The 20,517-nt window shown below is 69.8% G+C and carries 24 protein-coding genes; 1 reads left to right on the top strand and 23 read right to left on the bottom strand.

Annotation, left to right across the window (positions count from 1 at the left end):
• Positions 1-3: 3 nt before the first annotated feature.
• The 7 genes from rlmN to rpsB all read right to left on the bottom strand — a co-directional run bounded on the left by rlmN (position 4) and on the right by rpsB (position 6,957).
• Positions 4-1,149, bottom strand: a complete 1,146-nt coding sequence (gene rlmN / locus Q4V64_RS37875) for a 23S rRNA (adenine(2503)-C(2))-methyltransferase RlmN (protein WP_124438917.1) — start codon at positions 1,147-1,149, stop codon at positions 4-6.
• A gap of 364 nt (positions 1,150-1,513) precedes the next feature.
• Positions 1,514-1,963 carry an SRPBCC family protein gene (locus tag Q4V64_RS37870; RefSeq protein ID WP_124438918.1) on the bottom strand — a complete coding sequence of 150 codons (450 nt, stop codon included), beginning with the start codon at positions 1,961-1,963 and terminating at the stop codon, positions 1,514-1,516.
• 216 nt (positions 1,964-2,179) lie between these two features.
• Complete coding sequence (locus Q4V64_RS37865; protein WP_124438919.1) at positions 2,180-3,373, bottom strand: phosphatidate cytidylyltransferase; 1,194 nt, start codon at positions 3,371-3,373, stop codon at positions 2,180-2,182.
• Entirely contained in the window at positions 3,373-3,930 is a 558-nt protein-coding gene (frr, locus tag Q4V64_RS37860) for a ribosome recycling factor (protein ID WP_124438920.1), read from the bottom strand. Before frr ends, Q4V64_RS37865 begins: the two co-directional genes overlap by 1 nt.
• 167 nt (positions 3,931-4,097) lie before the next feature.
• A complete protein-coding gene (gene pyrH / locus Q4V64_RS37855) occupies positions 4,098-4,856 on the bottom strand; it encodes a UMP kinase (RefSeq protein WP_124438921.1) in 759 nt (252 codons plus the stop codon).
• 187 nt (positions 4,857-5,043) lie between these two features.
• Positions 5,044-5,880, bottom strand: coding sequence for a translation elongation factor Ts (tsf, locus tag Q4V64_RS37850; RefSeq protein WP_124438922.1), 837 nt, complete (start codon positions 5,878-5,880; stop codon positions 5,044-5,046).
• Positions 5,881-6,063: 183 nt separating this feature from the next.
• Positions 6,064-6,957 carry a 30S ribosomal protein S2 gene (rpsB, locus tag Q4V64_RS37845; RefSeq protein WP_124438923.1) on the bottom strand — a complete coding sequence of 298 codons (894 nt, stop codon included), beginning with the start codon at positions 6,955-6,957 and terminating at the stop codon, positions 6,064-6,066.
• Between the two features lie 332 nt (positions 6,958-7,289).
• On the opposite strand from rpsB, the gene Q4V64_RS37840 reads away from it, so the two are divergent.
• Complete coding sequence (locus Q4V64_RS37840) at positions 7,290-7,826, top strand: M23 family metallopeptidase (RefSeq protein ID WP_253266860.1); 537 nt, start codon at positions 7,290-7,292, stop codon at positions 7,824-7,826.
• A 144-nt stretch (positions 7,827-7,970) separates the two neighbouring features.
• Here the strand turns inward: Q4V64_RS37840 and Q4V64_RS37835 are convergent, their stop codons facing one another.
• The 16 genes from Q4V64_RS37835 to rpsP form a co-directional block, all read right to left on the bottom strand.
• The gene (locus Q4V64_RS37835; RefSeq protein WP_124439098.1) at positions 7,971-8,528 is read right to left on the bottom strand and encodes a TetR/AcrR family transcriptional regulator; all 558 of its coding nucleotides are present in this window, start codon (positions 8,526-8,528) and stop codon (positions 7,971-7,973) included.
• A gap of 74 nt (positions 8,529-8,602) precedes the next feature.
• Complete coding sequence (gene whiG / locus Q4V64_RS37830) at positions 8,603-9,445, bottom strand: RNA polymerase sigma factor WhiG (protein WP_124438925.1); 843 nt, start codon at positions 9,443-9,445, stop codon at positions 8,603-8,605.
• A gap of 282 nt (positions 9,446-9,727) precedes the next feature.
• Positions 9,728-10,888, bottom strand: coding sequence for a DNA-processing protein DprA (gene dprA, locus Q4V64_RS37825; RefSeq protein ID WP_124438926.1), 1,161 nt, complete (start codon positions 10,886-10,888; stop codon positions 9,728-9,730).
• Positions 10,885-12,510 (bottom strand): YifB family Mg chelatase-like AAA ATPase, encoded by a 1,626-nt coding sequence (locus Q4V64_RS37820; protein WP_124438927.1) that lies wholly within the window; start codon positions 12,508-12,510, stop codon positions 10,885-10,887. The genes dprA and Q4V64_RS37820 overlap by 4 nt, the downstream gene beginning before the upstream one ends.
• Position 12,511: 1 nt before the next feature.
• On the bottom strand, positions 12,512-12,883 hold the full coding sequence (locus Q4V64_RS37815; protein WP_124438928.1) for a YraN family protein: 372 nt from the start codon (positions 12,881-12,883) through the stop codon (positions 12,512-12,514).
• 106 nt (positions 12,884-12,989) lie between these two features.
• Positions 12,990-13,298, bottom strand: a complete 309-nt coding sequence (locus tag Q4V64_RS37810) for a DUF2469 domain-containing protein (RefSeq protein ID WP_003965949.1) — start codon at positions 13,296-13,298, stop codon at positions 12,990-12,992.
• A gap of 56 nt (positions 13,299-13,354) precedes the next feature.
• Positions 13,355-13,882 (bottom strand): NUDIX hydrolase, encoded by a 528-nt coding sequence (locus Q4V64_RS37805; RefSeq protein WP_124438929.1) that lies wholly within the window; start codon positions 13,880-13,882, stop codon positions 13,355-13,357.
• Positions 13,872-14,648: a signal peptidase I gene (gene lepB / locus Q4V64_RS37800; protein WP_124438930.1), complete on the bottom strand. Its 777-nt coding sequence runs from the start codon at positions 14,646-14,648 to the stop codon at positions 13,872-13,874. Before lepB (Q4V64_RS37800) ends, Q4V64_RS37805 begins: the two co-directional genes overlap by 11 nt.
• Positions 14,649-14,756: 108 nt before the next feature.
• Positions 14,757-15,752: a signal peptidase I gene (gene lepB, locus Q4V64_RS37795; protein ID WP_124438931.1), complete on the bottom strand. Its 996-nt coding sequence runs from the start codon at positions 15,750-15,752 to the stop codon at positions 14,757-14,759.
• Positions 15,640-16,731, bottom strand: a complete 1,092-nt coding sequence (gene lepB, locus Q4V64_RS37790; RefSeq protein WP_124438932.1) for a signal peptidase I — start codon at positions 16,729-16,731, stop codon at positions 15,640-15,642. Before lepB (Q4V64_RS37790) ends, lepB (Q4V64_RS37795) begins: the two co-directional genes overlap by 113 nt.
• Complete coding sequence (gene lepB / locus Q4V64_RS37785; RefSeq protein ID WP_124438933.1) at positions 16,724-17,464, bottom strand: signal peptidase I; 741 nt, start codon at positions 17,462-17,464, stop codon at positions 16,724-16,726. The genes lepB (Q4V64_RS37790) and lepB (Q4V64_RS37785) overlap by 8 nt, the downstream gene beginning before the upstream one ends.
• Positions 17,465-17,509: 45 nt before the next feature.
• Positions 17,510-17,860 (bottom strand): 50S ribosomal protein L19, encoded by a 351-nt coding sequence (gene rplS / locus Q4V64_RS37780; RefSeq protein WP_124438934.1) that lies wholly within the window; start codon positions 17,858-17,860, stop codon positions 17,510-17,512.
• Between the two features lie 135 nt (positions 17,861-17,995).
• Positions 17,996-18,829: a tRNA (guanosine(37)-N1)-methyltransferase TrmD gene (gene trmD, locus Q4V64_RS37775; protein ID WP_124438935.1), complete on the bottom strand. Its 834-nt coding sequence runs from the start codon at positions 18,827-18,829 to the stop codon at positions 17,996-17,998.
• Positions 18,826-19,410: a ribosome maturation factor RimM gene (rimM, locus tag Q4V64_RS37770; protein ID WP_124438936.1), complete on the bottom strand. Its 585-nt coding sequence runs from the start codon at positions 19,408-19,410 to the stop codon at positions 18,826-18,828. Before rimM ends, trmD begins: the two co-directional genes overlap by 4 nt.
• A gap of 101 nt (positions 19,411-19,511) precedes the next feature.
• Positions 19,512-19,751, bottom strand: a complete 240-nt coding sequence (locus tag Q4V64_RS37765; RefSeq protein WP_003973401.1) for an RNA-binding protein — start codon at positions 19,749-19,751, stop codon at positions 19,512-19,514.
• Between the two features lie 2 nt (positions 19,752-19,753).
• Positions 19,754-20,182 carry a 30S ribosomal protein S16 gene (gene rpsP / locus Q4V64_RS37760; protein ID WP_124438937.1) on the bottom strand — a complete coding sequence of 143 codons (429 nt, stop codon included), beginning with the start codon at positions 20,180-20,182 and terminating at the stop codon, positions 19,754-19,756.
• Positions 20,183-20,517 lie beyond the last annotated feature (335 nt).

The raw sequence follows: 20,517 nt of genomic DNA, 5'->3' as shown, positions 1-20,517 counted from the left end.
ACACTACCGCTCGGTCGCGGCGAGCTGACCACACGCCCCGTCGATCTCCTGTCCACGGGTGTCCCGGATCGTGACCGGCACACCATGGGCGGCGATGGCCTCCACGAACGCTTTCTCGTCCTCGGGGCGGGAGGCGGTCCACTTCGACCCCGGGGTCGGGTTCAGCGGGATCAGGTTGACGTGCACCGGCCTGCCCTTGAGCAGCCGCCCGAGCCGGTCACCGCGCCACGCCTGGTCGTTGATGTCCCGGATCAGCGCGTACTCGATGGACAGCCGGCGCCCGGACTTCTCGACGTACTCGAATCCGGCGTCGAGCACCTCGCGCACCTTCCACCGCGTGTTCACGGGGACGAGGGTGTCGCGCAGTTCGTCGTCGGGGGCGTGCAGCGAGATGGCGAGCCGGCATTTGAAGCCCTCGTCGGCGAACCGGTGGATCGCCGGAACGAGACCGACCGTCGAGACGGTGATCCCACGCTGGGACAGCCCGAGGCCGTCCGGCTCGGGGTCGGTGAGCCTACGGATGGCCCCGACCACCCGGTTGTAGTTGGCGAGCGGCTCGCCCATGCCCATGAACACGATGTTGCTGAGCCGCGACGGCCCTCCCGGACTGTTTCCATTCCCGGGGGACGACCCCCCAGACCCCCCGAATTCCCCGTCCCTCAGGGCCCGCATCCCGTCCACGATCTGGTGCACGATCTCGGCGGTGGACAGGTTCCGGTCCAGACCCGCCTGCCCCGTCGCACAGAACGGGCAATTCATCCCGCACCCCGCCTGGGAACTGATGCACATGGTCACCCGGTCCGGGTAGCGCATCAGCACCGACTCCACGAGCGTCCCGTCGAAGAGCCGCCACAGCGTCTTGCGGGTGGTGTCCTCGTCGGTCGACAGATGCCGCACGACGGTCATGAGCTCGGGAAGCAGCGCCTCCTGAAGCCGACCGCGCGAGCCGGCCGGAATGTCGGTCCACTCCTGCGGATCGTGCGCGTACCGCGCGAAATAGTGCTGCGAGAGCTGCTTGGCACGAAACGGCTTCTCGCCGATCTCGGCGACGGCTTCCTTGCGCTCACCGGGGGTGAGGTCGGCAAGGTGCCGCGGCGGCTTCTTGGCTCCGCGGGGGGCGACGAATGTGAGTTCTCCGGGCTTAGGCATGGCCGTACCAGTGTCGCAGATCGACAGGTGTGGCCCGGGCCGCCGGAATTCCGGGGCCCGGAGGGCACACGTCGGTACGGCCGCGGCCTGCCTCGCCCGGCCTGGTCGATGAGGGTGTCTCGCGGTGTGTCTAGGCCCTGTCGTCAAATTCCCGTCGTCCGCCCGAAGGGCGGGCCGCGCGCCCGCCGCGGTAGCGGCTTGTGTTGCTGTAGGTGCGTGCTCTCGGCGTGCCGGGCGCAGGCCCTCGTACTGGTTGTACGTGGGCCTGCGCCCGGTGCGGCGAGTGGGGGCACCTCCCACGCCTTTAAGGCAGTGGGGGAGCGTGCCTGGCGTCGCGCGGCAGGCGGGAATTTGACGACAGGGCCTAGGCGGACGGCCGCTCCAGCCGGTCCTTGAGCAGCTGCTCGTCGCGCGGCAGCTCCTTGCGGGCCTGAGGGCGGGCGACGAGCGGTACGAACAGCTTGCCCATGCCGTGGCCCTCGAAGTCGAGCTCCACCGTGACGCGGGAGCGGCGTCCCTCGTCGAGCGGCTCGATCTCACCGTGGACGCGCGGCCTGACGGGGCCGTCGATGCCGCGCAGACCCCAGCTGTACGGCGGCTCGTGCTCGGTGTACTCCACGGTCATCGGGATCTCGCGCGTGCCGAGGCGCCGGGTGACCTTGACGCGGGAGCCGGTGTGCAGCGGACCCTCGTCGAGTCGCTCCGCCGAGACGGCACTCAGCTGCCAGTCCGGCAGGTGGGAGGGGTCGGTGACATACGCGTAGACGTCGTCGGGGCTGCGGTCGACGTCGATCACTTCTCGGATGGCGGACATCGCGCCCTCCTTCCAGGGCGTCCCTCTTCGAGGGCCGGGGCGGTCCCCTTTGAGGGCCTACACCGGAATCGTCCCACTCGACGGACCAGGAGGCCATCGCGCGCGGACGCACGGGAGCCCCCGCCGCGGCGGGGGCTCCAGGGGGTACGGCGGTCAGCCGGACCCGACGAAGATCACGAGAAGCAGACGTCGCCACGCCGCGGTAGTGCTCCCGACTCAGCCAGAGCCGACAAAGACGACGAGCAGGAGCCACACGACAGGAGCCGTGGGCAGCAGCGAATCCAGTCGATCCATGATGCCGCCGTGCCCCGGCAGCAGCGTCCCCATGTCCTTGATGCCCAGGTCCCGCTTGATCATGGACTCGCCGAGGTCCCCGAGCGTGGCGCTGGCCGCGACGGCGAAGCCGAGGATCAGGCCCTGCCACCAGATGCCGTCGTCGATCAGGAACTGCATGCACAGGGCGCCCGCCACCATGGCGAAGCTCACCGCTCCGAGCAGGCCCTCGCGGGTCTTGCCGGGGCTGATGCGCGGAGCGAGCTTGTGTTTGCCGAAGCGCCAGCCGATGGCGTACGCCCCGGTGTCGCTCACGACCGTCAGCAGCAGGAATGTCAGCACGCGCCGATGCCCGTCGTCGGCGGTCAGCATCATGGCGACGAACGTGGCCAGGAACGGGACGTAGAAGGCCGCGAAGATGCCCGCCGTGACGTCCTTGAGGTAGCCCTCCGGCGGTTCCGTCATGCGCCAGACCAGGACGCCCAGCGCGGTGAGCGCCATGGCGACCCACGCGCCCTCGGCACCCCGGACGTAACCGGAGACCACCATCGCCGCCCCGCCGAGCGCCAGCGGCACCAGCGGCACCTTGATGCCCTTGCGCTCGTCCAGCCGCTTGGTCAGCTCCCACAGGCCCACCACGACGGCGACCGCTATGACCCCGACGAACACGGCCTTGACGATGAACAGGGACGCGACGATCACCGCGCCGAGCCCGACACCGACCCCTATGGCCGCACTCAGGTCCCGGCCCGCGCTCTTCTTCTGCGGCGCGGGCGCCGGCTGCGAGGAGTCGGGCATGGGCTCCGGATTCTGCGGCGCCGCCCGGTGGGGCCGCGCCCGCGGCGTGTCGTCATGGCCGTAGGCCTGGGCCTGCGGCGGGCCGTACGGTGGAGTCCGCTGCGCGTCGTACGGCGGCGTCCGCTCAGGCTCCTCGCGGAACAAGGGGCCGCTCAGCCGAGCGGCCCCCCGGTCGTCATCCTGGTCTCCGCCATGCGCGGGTACGTCGGGCACGATGGGCATGGGGCGAGTGTGCTGCGCGTCATGCGCATCGTACGTGGGACCCGCCGGGGCAGCACCCTGGTCGGTGGGCCCCCAGTACCCGGTGTGGGGCGGGGCCCCCCAGGAAGAGTCGTTCATCAGACCTCGAGCAGCTCCGCTTCCTTGTGCTTGAGGAGCTCGTCCACCTGGGCGACGTACTTCGCGGTGGTGTCGTCGAGCTCCTTCTCCGCACGGCGGCCCTCGTCCTCGCCTACCTCGCCGTCCTTGATCAGCTTGTCGATGGCGTCCTTGGCCTTGCGGCGGACGGCGCGGATGGACACCTTGGCGTCCTCGGCCTTGCCCTTGGCGACCTTGATGTACTCGCGGCGGCGCTCCTCGGTGAGCTCGGGGAACACCACCCGGATGATGTTGCCGTCGTTGCTCGGATTGACGCCCAGGTCGGAGTCGCGGATCGCCTGCTCGATGTTGCGCAGCGCGCTCTTGTCGAACGGGGTCACGACCGCCATGCGCGGCTCCGGCACGGAGAACGAGGCCAGCTGGTTGATCGGCGTCGGGGCGCCGTAGTACTCGGCCACGATCTTGTTGAACATCGCCGGGTGCGCACGGCCGGTGCGGATCGCGGCGAAGTCCTCCTTGGCGACCACGACGGCCTTCTCCATCTTCTCCTCGGCCTCGAGGAGGGTCTCTTCGATCACCACTTGCTCCTGCGTGTCTTGAGTAGGCCCGGCTGCGGTTCCTTGATGGGGCGGCGGCCGGCTGCGTCGCGTCTTCTTCCTGCACGGTTCCCGACCCGCAGGACATTGTCCATCCCCCGGTCAGGGTCCGTCCCGTCCGTCCCCCGGACGGGGTGGTACCCGGGTCGTCAGGCCCGGCTGCCCTGGTCACCCACGAGCGTGCCGATCTTCTCACCCTTGACGGCGCGCGCGATATTGCCCTCCGCCAGAAGCTCGAAGACGAGGATCGGGAGCCTGTTGTCCCGGCACAGCGTGATCGCGGTCATGTCGGCGACCTTGAGGTCGCGGGTGATGACCTCGCCGTAGCCGAGGGAGTCGAACTTGACCGCGTCCGGGTTGGTCTTCGGGTCGGAGTCGTAGACCCCGTCCACGCCGTTCTTGCCCATCAGCAGCGCCTCGGCGTCGATCTCCAGGGCGCGCTGGGCGGCGGTGGTGTCGGTGGAGAAGTAGGGCATGCCCATACCGGCGCCGAAGATGACCACACGGCCCTTCTCCAGGTGGCGCACGGCGCGCAGCGGGATGTACGGCTCGGCGACCTGGCCCATGGTGATGGCCGTCTGCACCCGGCTGTCGATGCCCTCCTTCTCCAGGAAGTCCTGGAGGGCGAGGCAGTTCATCACCGTGCCGAGCATGCCCATGTAGTCGGAGCGGGCACGGTCCATGCCGCGCTGCTGCAGTTCGGCGCCGCGGAAGAAGTTGCCGCCGCCGATGACGACCGCGATCTGGGCGCCGTCGCGCACGACCGCGGAGATCTCTCGGGCGATCTTGTGCACCACATCGGGGTCCACGCCCAGGCCGCCGCCACCGGCGAAGGCCTCTCCGGACAACTTCAGCAGAAACCGGCCGCATACTTTGCCGTCGTCGCTCTTCTGGGCCTTGGTGGTCATGGAGATCCCGCCTCTTTCACGTGGTGCACATGCGAAGAAGGCCATTGCCGGTGGGGTGTTCGCATCCCATGCGCGGCAATGGCCTCCTCGTCAGATCTGCTGTCGTCCCCCACGCACGCGTGCGTGGGGGCGTACGCGGACGACTGGTACGACCCTATCGGGGTCGCGCGTCGATCGCCGTACGGACTCAGATGCCGACCTTGATGCGCGTGAAGCGCTTCAGGGTGACACCGGCCTCGTCCAGAACCTTCTGGACCGACTTCTTGTTGTCGAGCGCGTACGGCTGACCGAGCAGCGTGGCGTCCTTGAAGAAGCCGTTGACGCGACCCTCGACGATCTTGGCGATCGCGGCCTCGGGCTTGCCCTCGGCGCGGGTGGTCTCCTCGGCGATGCGGCGCTCGGACTCGACGACGTCGGCCGGCACGTCGTCCTTGGAGAGGTACTTCGGCGCGAAGGCGGCGATGTGCTGGGCGACGCCCTTGGCGACCTCGGCGTTCGGCTTGTCGAGCTCGACGAGGACACCGATCTGCGGGGGCAGGTCGGGCATCGTGCGGTGCATGTACGCCGTCACGAAGCCGTCCGCGAACTGCGCGAAGCGGTCCAGGACGATCTTCTCGCCGAGGTTGGCGTTGGCCTCGTCGACGTACGCCTGGACGGTCTTGCCGGGCTCGATCTCGGAGGCGAGCAGGGCCTCGAGGTCGGCCGGGGCGGCCTTGGCGACGTGCTTGGCGATCGTGGTGGCGACGGCCTGGAACTTGTCACCCTTGGCGACGAAGTCCGTCTCGCACTTCAGCTCGACGAGGACGCCGGAGGAGTTGTCGTCGGCGATGATCGAGACCACGGCGCCGTTCTCGGCGGAGCGGCCCTCGCGCTTGGCGACGCCCTTCTGGCCCTTGATGCGGAGCGCCTCGACGGCCTTCTCGACGTTGCCCTCGGCCTCGTCCAGCGCCTTCTTGCAGTCCATCATGCCGGCGCCGGTGAGCTCGCGGAGCTTCTTGACGTCGGCGGCGGTGTAGTTCGCCATGAGTCTGAGAATCTTTCTCGAAGTCTGGAAGATCGAAGATCTGCGGGGTCTGCGGCCTCCATGGAGCGGTACGGCCGTGACGCACCGCCGACCTACGGGTGAACGGCGGGAGCGGTCTTCACCGCGCCGGAGGCGCTGTGGGATGCAGTACCGCTCCCGCCGTCACCGCTGACGGGTCGGTCGTCAGGCCTGCTCGCCCTCGGCGGCCGGAGCGGCCTCAGCGGCGGGGGCCTCGGCGGCAGGGGCCTCGGCAGCCGGAGCCTCAGCAGCGGCCTCGGCCGGCTTCTCCGCCTCGTCCGCCTTCTTCTCGCCCTCGAGCAGGTCGCGCTCCCACTCGGCGAGCGGCTCGCCCGCGGCCTTCTCGCCCTTGCCCTCGGTGGCGACACCGGAGCGGGCGATGAGACCCTCGGCGACCGCGTCGGCGATCACACGGGTGAGCAGGGTGACGGAGCGGATCGCGTCGTCGTTGCCCGGGATCTTGTAGTCGACCTCGTCGGGGTCGCAGTTGGTGTCGAGGATGGCGACGACCGGGATGTTGAGCTTCCGGGCCTCACCGACCGCGATGTGCTCCTTCTTGGTGTCCACGATCCAGACGGCGCTGGGCACCTTCTGCATCTCGCGGATACCACCGAGGGTCTTCTCCAGCTTGGCCTTCTCGCGCGAGAGCACGAGAAGCTCCTTCTTGGTCAGACCGGAAGCGGCGACGTCCTCGAAGTCGATCTGCTCGAGCTCCTTGAGGCGCTGCAGACGCTTGTAGACGGTCGAGAAGTTGGTGAGCATGCCGCCCAGCCAGCGCTGGTTGACGTAGGGCATGCCGACGCGGGTGGCCTGCTCGGCGATGGCCTCCTGCGCCTGCTTCTTCGTGCCGACGAACATGACCGTGCCGCCGTGGGCGACGGTCTCCTTGACGAACTCGTAGGCGCGGTCGATGTACGACAGCGACTGGAGCAGGTCGATGATGTAGATGCCGTTGCGCTCGGTGAAGATGAATCGCTTCATCTTCGGGTTCCAGCGACGGGTCTGGTGACCGAAGTGGACGCCGCTTTCCAGCAGCTCCCGCATCGTGACGACGGCCATGGCCGTTCTCCTTGGTGTTCTCGGTTGTGCCGCGTGTGCCGGACGGCACCCGCGCCTGACGCCCACGTGCGCCGTGCCGCAAAGGACCGAGGAGCGCTGACACCGGACGGTGAACCGGCCTGGTGTCGGGGCGTGCGAAGTCGACCCGGTGACCCGGATCGCCAAAGGAAGTGTACGGGACCCGGGAGGCAGCGGGTGACGCCGCTGTCCACAACCGGGGAGTTGTCCACAGGTCCCGGCCATGATCGGGCGTGCTGCGGGACGGTTCTCGCATGCGAGCGAAACGATGCGTGGCTGCGTGTGTCGGGTTGTTGCTGGTGCTGGCGGTGGCGATGACGGTGACGACCTGCGTGCTCCGACCGAGCGGCCGGCCCCTCACCTTCACCCCGGCCGGCGCCGACACCTCGGTACCGGCCCTCGGCCGCGTCTGGCCCGTGGGTATCCGCCCTCAGGTCCTACGAACCTGGGAACCCCCACCGACACCGTACGCCCGCGGCCACCGGGGCGTGGACCTGGCGGCCGCTCCCGGGACACCGGTACGGGCGGTGGCGGCGGGCCGGGTGTCCTTCGCGGGCCGCGTTGCGGGAAAGGGGGTCGTCTCGGTGGAGCTGACGGGAACGGGCGATCCCCCACTCCGGACCACGTACGAGCCGGTGCGGGCGTCGGTGAAGAAGGGGGAGGAGGTGGAGGCGGGCGAAGTGGTGGGCACGGCGGAGCCGACGGGTTCGCACTGCACGACCGCGTGCGTCCACTGGGGCCTGCGAAGAGGCGACACCTACCTGGACCCACTGTCACTGCTACCACCGTGGCTGCTCCGGCGAGGTCCATCGAGGTTGCTGCCAGTACTGGGCGTACCGCTGCCTTCATAGCCGGGTAGCCACGTAGCCGCGTACAGCCTGCACATCCGGCGTAGCTGCGGGCGGTCGTGCCGCTGGGGCGGCTCCCGACCCACAGAGAGCGGCGCCCCGCGAGCGCGGGCGAGTGACCCACCCCACGCCGGCCCCCCGCTAACCTCAGCCCCGCACACCCCGCAAAGCCATCCCCACCGCCGCCTCCGTAATCACCGAAGGCTCCTCCGCGGCCCCCAGCTCAATCCTCCGCACAGCCGCGTCCACAACCCCCTGCAGCAACATCGCCGCCATCCGAGGCTGCGCGTGCCCCATCTCCCCCAAAGCCTCGACGATCATCGCCACAAGCCCCCCGTGCGCGGCCCGGATCTTCTCCCGAGCCCCCGCATCGAGTTCACTCGCCGAGATCGCCACCACGGCCCGGTGCCGCCGGTCCCCGACCAACGCCAACTGCTGCCGCACATACGCCTCGACTTTGCCCTCCGGCGTCGAGGCCCGCTCCATCGCCGCCGAGACGTCCGCCGCCCAGACCGGGAAGTCGACCTCGCACAGCTCCTCGACCACGGCGGCCCGCGACCGGAAGTACTCGTACACGGACGAGCGGGCGAGTCCCGTCCGCTCGGCGAGGGCCGGGAAGGTCAGCGCCTCCGTCCCGCCCTCGGACAGCAGGGAACGAGCCGCGTCCAGCAGGGCGGCTCGCTGCATCGACCGGTGCTCGGCCACGGAGGCCGCTCGAATCCTTGGCACGCAACCACTTTACGGACGAGCCACCTCCGACGGCAGTGACTCCCACCGCATCAGCGACCGAAACTCGCCAGCTTGGCCCGCAACTGGAGCACGGACTTGGTGTGGATCTGGCTCACCCGGCTCTCGGTCACCCCCAGCACGTTCCCGATCTCGGCGAGCGTGAGCCCCTCGTAGTAGTACAGCGTCACCACGGTCTTCTCCCGCTCGGGCAGCGTGTTGATCGCCCGCGCCAGAAACCGCCGCAGCTCCCGGTCCTCCGCCACCTCGACCGGGTTGTCCGCGGCGGTGTCCTCCAGCGTGTCCATGACGCTCAGCCCGTCGCCGCCCTCGCCCCCGCAGTGCAGCAGCTCCTCCAGGGCCACCACGTTCGCCAGCGACAACTGGCTGAACACGGCGTGGAGCTCGTCCACCGCGATCCCCATCTCGGCGGCCACCTCCCCCTCCGACGGTGTCCGCCTGAGCTTCGCCTCCAGCGTCGCGTACGCCCGCTCGACGTTGCGCGCCTTCTGCCGCACCGAGCGCGGAATCCAGTCCAGTGCCCGCAGCTCGTCGATCATGGCGCCCCGGATCCGGGTGATCGCGTACGTCTCGAACTTGATCTCCCGGTCGATGTCGAACTTCTCGATCGCGTCGATCAGCCCGAACACGCCCGACGACACGAAGTCCGCCTGCTCCACATTGGGCGGCAGCCCCACGCTCACGCGTCCCGCCACGTACTTCACCAGCGGTGAGTAGTGCAGGATCAGCTGCTCGCGCAGCCGCTCGTCCCCGGTCGCCTTGTACGACCGCCACAGCTCGTCGAGCGTCGAAGGAGCGGGCGGCCGCACGCTGCCACCCTCGCGGGCGGCTGAGGGGATCGCCGTCCGGTCGGACCCGGAGGTGTGTTGGGGCATTCGTCGCCTTGTGCCGTTCTGCCGTGAAGTGGTGCTGCCTGGGGGAGCTGTCGTCTGATGTCTGTCTGTTTGTCGAGATGCCGGTCTGCGTCGGAATCCACGTGAGCGTAGCGTGACTGACGTGTCGCGGTGCGCGAAGGACGATGCTCGACCCGTACGCGGATGTGTTCCGCGAGCCGCCCCACGGCACCGCATCCGTAGCTCTACGTGATCATCGAATCGCGCCAACTACCGGAATTCCCAAGGGCGTCAGGGTTCCCCCGGACGGCCGAACACGCTCGGTCAACTCCCCCGTCGACCGCCCCGTGCGGAGATCATCGCCTGGCGTGTCAACTTCCAGCCGTCGCTGTGTCGTTCGACGTAACCAAGTGATCGGAGTTCGTACAGTCTCGCGATCGCGTCGTCCTGGGTGGTCTGCGCACCGCATGCGATCTCGTCCGCGGCCGCCGCGCGGTGTCCCGGCAGCGCGGCCAGGACCCGCCGAGCGGCGGCGTCGAGGAGATCGCGCGGCAGCACGGGTCCGCGCCTCTCCGGCGCGAGCTCGCCCATGTCGCCGACCAGCTCGACGACCTCCGTGGCATCGGTGACCAGCACCGCCTCCTGGCGCAGCAGCTCGTGCACCCCGGCCGAGAGCCCGCTGGTGGCCGGCCCTGGCACCCCCATCGTGTGGCGGCCCAACCGCTGTGCCGCACGCGCCGTGACCAGCGAACCGCTCCGGTACGCGGCCTCGACGACCACGGTGCCCCGGGTGAGCGCGGCGATCACCCGGTTCCGCAGCACGAATCTGCTGGGTGTCGGGTGATCACCGGGCGGCAGCTCCCCGACGACCAGTCCCTGTTCCGCGATCCTGGTGATCAGCTGGGTGTGTCCGCGCGGATAGGGCCGGTCGACGCCGCAGGCCAGGACGGCGACGGTGGCGCCGCCCGCGCCCAGGGCGCCGCGGTGGGCGGCGCCGTCGACCCCGTAGGCACCGCCGGACACCACGACCCAGCCGCGCTCGGCGAGGCCGGCGGCGAGGGTGGCCGCCATGTGGGCGCCGTACTCGGTGCAGGCGCGGGCGCCCACGACGGCCACGGACCGCAGCGCCCACATCCGCAGACTGGCCCGACCGCGCACCCACAGGCCCAGGGGCCGCGCGTCCCCCAGGTCGTCGAGCTGCCCCGGCCACTCGCCGTCCCCCGGACGCACGAACCGCACCCCGGCGCCCCGGGCAACGGCGAGATCCCTCCGCGGCTCGGCCTCCCCGGCCCGGGCCAGCAACCCCGCCCACCGCTTGTCACTCACCCCCGGCAGGGCCACGCCTCCCTCCCGCAACCGCCGAACCACTTCGTCCACCCCGAACTCCCGCACCCACCGTCCGGCGACCTCGTCGCCGGGCTCGATGACTCGGGCGAGAAAGACACGGCCGAGCAGTTCGCCGTCCGGGTCGTCGCCGCCGTTCACGTCAGCGCCCCGATGGCCATGGGGACGCCTCGCGGCACTCCCGTACGCAGTTGCAGCGCCAGGGCGACGTCCGTCGCGTCGGGGCGGTCGCGGCCGACGAGGTCGGCGACGGTCCAGGCCACGCGCAGGACACGGTCGAGGCCGCGAGCGGTCAGCACACCCCGCTCCAGGTTCCGCTCCGCTTCGTCCATGGCGCCGGGCGCGGCATGCCAGCGGCTGCGCAGCTCACGTCCCGGGATCTCGCTGTTCGTCCGCCACGGGGTGCCCACCAGGCGGTTCGCCGCTCGTTCCCTCGCCTCCCGGACCCGTTCGGCCACCGCCGCCGTCGACTCGCCCCGGGCGCCGCGCTCGGTCAGCGCGGCGCGCGTGAGGCGGTCCACCTCGACGCGCAGGTCGACCCGGTCGAGCAGCGGGCCGGACAGCCTGGCCTGATAGCGGCGGACCGCGGAGGGCGGGCACTCGCACAGGTCACTCGTCTGGGAGAAGCGGCCGCAAGGGCAGGGGTTGGCCGCGAGCACCATCAGGAACTTCGCCGGGAAGCGCACGACACCCGCGCTGCGGGCGATGACGACGTGCCCCGCTTCCAGGGGCTGCCGGAGGGCGTCCAGGGCCTGGCTGTTGAACTCCGGCGTCTCGTCCAGAAAGAGAACGCCCCGGTGGGACAGCGACACCGCCCCGGGCCGGGCGATGCCGGGGCCGCCGCCGACCAGTGCCTGCATCGTCGCCGAGTGGTGCGGGGCGCAGTAGGGGGCGACGTCGATCAGCGGCTTTCCGGGGGGCAGCAGGCCCGCCACCGAGTGCACCGCCGTGACTTCCAGGGACTCCTCCCGGCCGAGCCGGGGCAGGATGGCGGGCAGCCGCTCCGCGAGCATCGTCTTCCCGGCGCCGGGCGGCCCCTCCAGGAACAGGTGGTGTCCGCCCGCCGCGGCGACCTCCACCGCCGTGCGGGCCGAGAGCTGGCCCACGACGTCGGCGAGGTCGTGGCCGTGGTCGAGCTGGGCGGCGCCCAGGCTGTGCATGCCCGTGGCCGCGCCCGTGCCCGGCACCCGCAGTCCGGCGAGGAGCGGGTCGGGACGGCCCGCCTCGTCCGGCTCCTCCTCGGGCACGGGTTCGTCCGCGAGGACCGCGATCAGCTGCCGCAGGCTGCGCACCCCCAGGACGGACACGCCTGGCACCAGGGACGCCTCGGCGGCGGCGCACTCGGGCACCACCACCTGCTCGTAGCCGGCGTCGGCCGCGGCCAGCACCGCCGGGAGGATGCCCCGAACCGGCCGTACCCGTCCGTCGAGGCCCAGCTCGCCGATCATCACGATGTCGGCCAGCACCCGGGGATCGATCCGCTCGGCGGCGCCGAGGACGGCACAGGCGACGGCGAGATCGAAACCCGAACCGGCCTTGGGCACGGACGCCGGACTGAGTCCCACCGTCAGCTTCTTCTGCGGCCACTCGGCCCCGGAATTGACCACCGCGGCCCGCACTCGGTCCCGGCTCTCCGTCAGGCTCTTGTCCGGCAGCCCCACCAGCGTGAACGCCGCGACCCCCGGTTCCAGGTCGGCCTGGACCTCGACCACCACGCCCTCGACGCCCACCAGCGCCACCGCGCACGTACGTGCGAAACCCATCTCAGGCCACCCCCCGCACGTGCTCGACCACGGCCGCCCCGCGCGGGGGCAGGACCACACCGACCAGATCGATGCGGACGCCTCCCGGCGGTGCCCCTCCGTGGGCGTGGATCCAGCGTTCGGCCAGGCCCCGCAGCCGCTCAGCCTTCTCCGGGGTCACCGCGGCCATCGGATGCTCGAAGGCACCCGCGCGGCGTGTCTTGACCTCGCAGACGACCAGGACGTCGCCGTCCCGGGCCACGATGTCGATCTCTCCGGTCCTGCCGCAGCGCCAGTTGCGCTCCAGGACCGTCATCCCGGCCTCGACCAGCCGCCGCGCGGCCAGCGTCTCGCCGTACTTGCCGAGTGCACTGCGTGCCAGATGAGCGTTCATGTCGGCACCACCTCCGGCGCCAACCGTCACGCATCCGACCGCATGAAGTGGATCTTGGTGGACTACTCAGCGGTTGTGGAAAACCTCGTCACCCTTGCGGGGGCATTCATCCACCCGGCAACTCCAGATCGCTCTTGTTCAGCTCCTCGATGTTCACGTCCTTGAATGTGAGTACCCTCACCTGCTTCACGAAGCGAGCCGGCCGGTACATGTCCCACACCCAGGCATCCGCCATGGACACCTCGAAGAACACCTCACCCTGGACCGAGTGCACCTGCATCTCGTAGTCGTTGGTCAGGTAGAAGCGCCGTTCGGTCTCGATCACGTACTTGAACAGACCGACGACATCGCGGTACTCCCGATAGAGCTTGAGCTCCATCTCGGTCTCGTACTTCTCGAGGTCCTCGGCGCTCATGGCATGTTCCCCTTCAGCCGTGCGATCCCCCCATTGTGCGCCAGTCCCGTGAGCCTCTAGACGATTTCGGTGTCCAAGGTCACGGGCCCGGCCGGGGGACCTTCGTCGAGCAGCCTGCTCAGCAGCTCGGCGAGTCTGGTCGGATACACCGTCTCATGTGCCCGGGTCAGTTCCTGACACGTCCACCAGCGTGCTCCGGCGACACTGCGCCGCTCCAGTTCGGTCAGGCCCGCCGCCTGCGGCTGCGGCCGGATCGTACGGGCCGTACGGGCCGTACGGGCCAGGTAGTACCACTCGTCCTGATCCCACCGGCGGCCCGCGAACGGGAAGGAGCACATCCGCCGCCACAGCACCGGGCCGAGTTCGACCTCGGTGATGCCGGTCTCCTCCGCGAGTTCCCTGAGCGCGGCCTCTTCACGACTCTCGTCGCCCTCCACGCCGCCCCCTGGCGTGAACCACCAGTCGTCGGCCGGATCGTCCGGCTCATGGCCATGCAGCAGCAGGATGCGGTCCTCGGGGTCCAGCAGCACCACCCGGGCGACCCTGCGCAACCCGCCCGCGTACGAGTCCGCCTCAGCGGGCACCGGCGAGCTCCGTACGCGTCCGGGAGCGGCCGCCCAGCCGCTTGGCGATCGGGCCGTACGCTCCGCCGCCGAGGACCAGCGCGGCCCCGACGACGATCAGCGCGCCGATCGTACGCAGCGGTCCCGGCGAGGACAGCGCCCCGAGGGTCTCGAAGCCCGTCGGCCGCTTGAGCATGCCGTTCATGGGCCACACCACGGCGTCCACCCGGCCGGTGACGGCACCGATCGAGACGGTGCCGCGCGCGGCGTCCGTCAGGTGGGCGGTGGAATCGAGGGAACCCTGGCGCTCGTCGCCCAGCAGGAACAGCCGGCCCTTGGGCACCGTCACGGTCGGGAAGTTCGTGATCTCGGCGGCGCTTCCCTCGGGCAGATACGGTTCGTCGATCTTCGTGCCGTTGACGGTCAGCTTGCCGTCGGTGCAACAGGACACCGTGTCGCCGCCGACGGCGACCACACGCTTGACGACGGCAGCGTTGGTCACCCAGCTCGTGTCCTTGAAGACCACGACGTCACCGCGGCGCACCTCGTCACCGTCCACGCGCTGGGCCAGCACCCGGTCGCCGGCGTCGATCGTGGGCGTCATCGAGCCGGTGGGCACGGTGTACGGCCGGTAGATCACCGCTCCCCAGGCGAATCCCCCGAGGAACAGCACAAGGCCCAGCGCGACGGCCAGTCCGGACAGTCGCTGTCCGGTCCGGCTGCCCACCGGGCCCATGCCTGTGCCGCCGCTGCGCGGGGCCGTACGCGTCGTGCTCTCGCCACCCATGGCTCCGCACCCTACCCGGCGGTACCTGACCCGGTCAGCCCTTCCGGACCGGCCAAGGTCACAAGCCGCACGAGGGTTTAACGAGCCTTGACCACAGGAGACGTCCGCTCAGCGTGTCTCGGCGGCCGAGATCTTCCTACGACGCCACAACGCCACCGGCACGACACCGGCGAAGACGAGTCCCTGGGGCGCGACCGTCAGGTCGGCGGACGCCTGGTTGTTCAGGCCGGACTGGTCGAAGGTGTCGGGGACCGGCAGGGTGTCCCAGCGGTTGATCGGCCAGGCCTTGACGATGGCGCGGCCCACGACCTCGTCCACCGGGACCATGCCCTTGTGCTCGTCCGACTGGTTGTAGCGCGAGTCGCGCGAGTTCTGCCGGTGGTCACCCATGACCCAGATGGAGCCCTTGGGGACCTTCACCGTGAACTGGCCGCCCTGGTCGTCGACACTGCACGGCGTGTTGCCGGGGTAGATGTACGACTTCTCGTCGAGCGCCTTGCCGTTGACCATCAGCGGGCCGGTGCCCTTGCACGAGACGGTGTCGCCGCCGACGCCGATGACCCGCTTGATCAGGTCCTTCTCCGACGGGGACGGCATCAGGCCGATCCAGCTGAGGAACGTCTGCACCGCGTTCGGGTTGGTCGTCGGCTCGCCCGCCAGCCAGTCGTCGGGGTCGTGGAAGACGACGACCTCGCCGCGCTCCGGCTCGGAGCCGAACCAGGGGGTGAGCTTGTCGACCAGGACGCGGTCACCCTGCTGAAGGGTGTTCTGCATCGAGTCGGACGGGATGGAGAACGCCTGCACCAGGAAGGTCTTGATCAGCAGCGCCAGCACCAGGGCGATGCCGATCAGGATGGGCAGCTCCTTCCAGAAGGAGCGCGGCTTCTTCGGCTGGGAGGACGAACCGCCCGGCCCTCCGGGCCCGTGGTCCCCGGGACCGTCCGTCCCGGGGCCGTCGCCCCTCGCCGTGCCGTCCTCGGCCGCCCCGGAGTCATTCCCGGAGGTCACAGCGCTGTCCGCGGCCGGAACGGCTGATTCCACGGGGCGTCCGCCGTGCTCCTCGCCGTCGTGTCCGGACCGTGCGCCAACCGCCACATCCCCCACGCCAACTCCTTACTCTGTGCCGCCGCCTGCCCCATGTCCGGCGCAGGCCCACCACTCCCATAACGAGCGGCAGTTCCGCAGGGCTCGGGAGGTGGATCGTTCCGTTCGGATCGTCGGGAGCAACCCTAAGCGACAGCTGGGGAGACGCGGTCGTCCCAGGCCCCGAGTCGGACACGGAAGCATAGGTTTTCGGCTCCTCCAGGGTGGTCCAGTGGCCGAAGGGCCAGGCGATGACCATGGCCCGTCCGACCACGGAGTCCTCGGAGACCGTGCCGCCGTAGTCGGTGTCCTGGTGCGAGCGGGAGTCCGCGGAGTTGGATCGGTGGTCGCCCATCACCCACAGCCGGCCCGCCGGGACGGTAATCTCGAACGGTTGTATGGACGGGGCGTTGCCGGGATACAGATAGTCCTCGTTCAGGGGTACGCCGTTGACGGTGACGCGCCCCTGCGTGTCACAGCACTTGACGCGGTCGCCGCCGACACCGACGACCCGCTTGATGAGGTCTTTCTCGTTGTCCGACGGCAGCAGGCCGATGAAGGTGAGCGCCTCCTTGACCTGCTTGACGACGATCGGGTCGTCCTGCTGCGTGGTGGGCTGCTCGTCCTGGAGCCAGCCGCCGGGGTCCTTGAAGACGACGACGTCCCCGCGCTGCGGCTTGGAGCCGAACCACGGGGTGAACTTGTCGACCAGGACCCGGTCGCCGATCTGGATCGTCTGCTCCATGGAGCCGGACGGGATCACGAACGCCTGGACGAGGAAGGTCTTCAGGACGAGGGCTATGAGGACCGCGACGCCGACGAGGAGGGGTATCTCCTTCATCGCGCTGCGCCTGCGCCGCCGCTTGACCTTGCGCTGGAGCTTGCGCCGCTCGGCACGGCTGCGCCCTGCGCCCGGACCGGCGGCTGCCCGCCGGGCACCGGTGGGCAGCAGATTGTCGGCCGCGTTGGACGCACCTCGCGGTTTGCCACGGCTACCCATGGGCGCCCACCGCTCTTGGGGGCTTCGCCTCCGGGACGCTGGGCACACGCGCGTAGGCGCCGGGGCCGTGGATGCGGGTGAAGTGGCCGACGGGCCAGACGATCCAGTCGGCCCGTCCGATGACGTCGTCGACGGGGATCATGCCGCCGCCGGGTGAGCCCAGATGGTCGCGGGAGTCGCTGGAGTCGCTGCGATGGTCGCCGAGGACGAAGAGGGTGCCCTGGGGCACGACGACGTCGAAGGGCACCGTGGACGGGCTGTCGCCGGGGTACAGGAACGTCGACTCGTCGACCGACCGGCCGTTCACCTCGATCCTCCCCTCCTTGTCACAGCAGACCACGTGGTCGCCCCCCACACCCACAACGCGTTTGATGTAGTCCGCGTCCCCGAAATACCCAGTTCCGTCGAACACGACAACATCGCCGCGCCGCGGCTCGGCACCGAAACGGTACGCCAACTTATTTACGAGAACGCGGTCGCCGATCCTCAATCCGCGCTCCATGGATCCGCTGGGAATCTGGAACGGCTGCAGCACGAAGTTGCTGAGCAGCAGCAGGAACATCAGGAAAACCAGCAGGCTCAAGGTGATCCGCCCGCCGGGGAGCCACTCGGCGGCCCACGACACCAACGACAAACGCGACCGGCCCTCCGGTCCCCCTGTGTCCGAGATCTCCTCGGCATCGGAAGGGCTGGAGGAGCGGTCGCGCTCCGTCGGCTGTGCTTCGGTGTCCATCGGGGCCAGATGCTATCCGGCCCCGCTGTGACCACCGAAAAGCGCTCAGTTCTCGCGCTTCTCCTTGATCTTCGCGGCCTTGCCGCGCAGCTCGCGCAGGTAGTACAGCTTGGCGCGGCGCACGTCGCCCTTGGTGACGAGCTCGATCTTCTCGACGATCGGGGTGTGCACCGGGAAGGTGCGCTCGACGCCGACGGAGAAGGAGACCTTGCGGACCGTGAAGCTCTCACGGACACCGGCGCCCTGGCGGCGGATGACCACGCCCTTGAACTGCTGCACACGGGAGCGGTTGCCCTCGATGACGCGGACGTGGACGTTGACGGTGTCGCCCGGGCGGAAGGCCGGAACGTCGCTGCGCAGCGACGCGGCGTCGACGGAGTCGAGCAGGTGAGACATTTCGTCTGCTTTCTTCGCTGATGCCACAGGTCATCAGCGGCAACTAGGTGTTCGAAAAAGGAGAGCCGTGGCGTCGGGGCGGGCGTCGTGTCCCCCTGTGGCAGGGGCGCACGCCGGACGGCGCACAGCAGCGGCCTATTCTTCCACGTCCTGGGTCCTGCGCCAAAATCGACCGTACGGCTCCCCCGCCGGGTCCGGCGCCCAGCCCAGGATGGAGAGCATCTCGCGGTCCTTCTTGTCGAAGACCTTGGGGTCGCAGCGCTCTATCAGGTCGGGCCGGTTGGCGGTCGTACGCTTCAGCGCCTCGTCCCGGCGCCAGCGCGCGATCTTGCCGTGGTGACCGCTGAGCAGCACGTCCGGGATCTCCCGGCCGCGCCACTGGGGCGGCTTGGTGTAGACGGGCCCCTCCAGGAGGTTGGCCATGGCGCCGGGCGCGAAGGAGTCGTCCCGGTGCGACTCGGCGTTGCCCAGGACGCCGGGCAGCAGCCGCGCCACGGCCTCCGTGACGACGAGTACGGCCGCCTCGCCGCCGGCGAGGACGTAGTCACCGATGGACACCTCGTAGACCGGCATCCGGGTCGCGTACTCGTCGATGACACGGCGGTCGATTCCCTCGTAGCGGGCCGGCGCGAAGATCAGCCAGGGACGCTCGGAGAGTTCGACGGCGAGTTCCTGGGTGAAGGGGCGGCCGCTGGGGGTGGGGACGATCAGGGCGGGCCGGTGGGAGCCCGTCTCGTAGCCGTCCGCCAGGACGGAGTCCAGCGCGTCCCCCCAGGGCTCGGTCTTCATGACCATCCCGGGACCGCCGCCGTAGGGGGTGTCGTCGACGGTGTTGTGGCGGTCGTAGGTCCAGCCGCGCAGGTCGTGCACATGGACGTTCAGCTGTCCACGCGCGCGTGCCTTGCCGACCAGGGAGACGTTCAGCGGCTCCAGGTACTCGGGGAAGATCGTGACGACGTCGAGCCTCATGCGCTGTCGTCCCTGGAGGAATCGATCCTGGAGGAATCACTGTGTCCATCAGCGACTTCGTCGCGGGCAGCCTGGTCGTCGATCAGTCCCGGCGGCGGGTCGATGACCGCCCGCTGCTCCTCCAGGTCGATCTCGGTGACGATCTCCTGGACGAACGGGATCATGACCTCGCTCCCGTCGGGCCGCTCGACGATGAAGAGGTCCTGGGAGGGCAGGTGCGAGATCTCGGTGATCCGGCCCACCTCCACGCCGTCCTTGGTCACGACGTCGAGATCCATGAGCTGGTGGTCGTAGTACTCGTCCTCTTCCTCCGGCAACTCCTCCGGGTCCACCTCCGCGATCAGGAGGGTGTTGCGAAGGGCCTCGGCGGCGTTGCGGTCACGAACGCCCTCGAAGCGCAGGAGCAGCCGGCCGCTGTGGACGCGGCCGGTCTCGATGGTGAGCGGGCCCGTCGAGGCGGGGTCCGTGAGCAGGACGGCGCCCGGGGCGAGCCTGACTTCCGGCTCGTCGGTGCGGACCTCGACGTTGACCTCGCCCTTGATGCCGTGGGCGCGGCCGACCCGTGCGACTACGAGCTGCACTGTGCTTGATCTCCTGTCATACGACTTCGGCCTGTCATACGACTTCGGGCCGGGGACGGCCCAGTGGCCCTCCCCGGCCCGAGCCGGTGCTGCGTATGGCGTCAGCGGACGTGGTCGACGTCGACGAGGTCGACGCGGACACCGCGGCCGCCGATGGCGCCCACGACGGTGCGCAGAGCGCGTGCGGTGCGGCCGTTGCGACCGATCACCTTACCGAGGTCGTCGGGGTGGACCCTGACCTCCAGCACACGCCCGCGACGCAGGTTGCGCGAGGCGACCTGCACATCGTCAGGGTTGTCGACGATGCCCTTCACGAGGTGCTCGAGAGCCTCCTCGAGCATGCTCAGGCCCCGGTCGACTCAGACGAAGACGACTCAGCCGCGGCCTCGTCCTTCTTCTCGGCCTTCTTCTTCTGGGTGATCGCCTCACCCTTGCCCTCGTCGTCGCCCCCGAGAGCCTCGAACGACGGGCGCACGGCCTTCTCGGCCGGCTGCAGCAGCGGAGCCGGGGCGGGCTCGCCCTTGAACTTCTGCCAGTCGCCGGTCTTCTTGAGGATGGCGAGCACGGGCTCGGTCGGCTGGGCGCCGACGGAGAGCCAGTACGCCACGCGGTCGGCGTTGACCTCGATGCGCGAGGGGTTCTGCACCGGGTGGTACAGGCCGATCTCCTCGATCGCACGGCCGTCACGGCGCGTGCGGGAGTCGGCGACGACGATGCGGTAGTGAGGCGAACGGATCTTGCCCAGACGCTTCAGCTTGATCTTGACTGCCACGGGAGTGGGTTCTCCTGGATTTGACGTGGTTGGGCACGGCGAGATGGCCGCGTGGGGTTGCGGTACCCGAGTGCCCGATGGACGCGTCAGCCGGAGGCGAGAGGGTTCCTGTGCGGCTGTCGAGTACAGCTAGCCATTCTGCCATACCCTGCGGGTCGTCTTGGACCGAGGGGCGTGGGGCTGGGCAGGCTTGAGGGGCACCCGGCGTTTCGGGTGCCGTCGGGGCGTTGCGCAACCCGGCGCCGACGGGGTGCCGCTGCGCCCACCCGTGCCCCAGCGGCACGACTGCCCGCAGCTGTCCGAGTCGACCGCAACGGCACACCCGCTCTGCTCAT

The sequence above is a fragment of the Streptomyces sp. NL15-2K genome (assembly GCF_030551255.1).
Lineage (GTDB): Bacteria > Actinomycetota > Actinomycetes > Streptomycetales > Streptomycetaceae > Streptomyces.
This window is presented reverse-complemented; position numbering and strand designations above follow the sequence as displayed.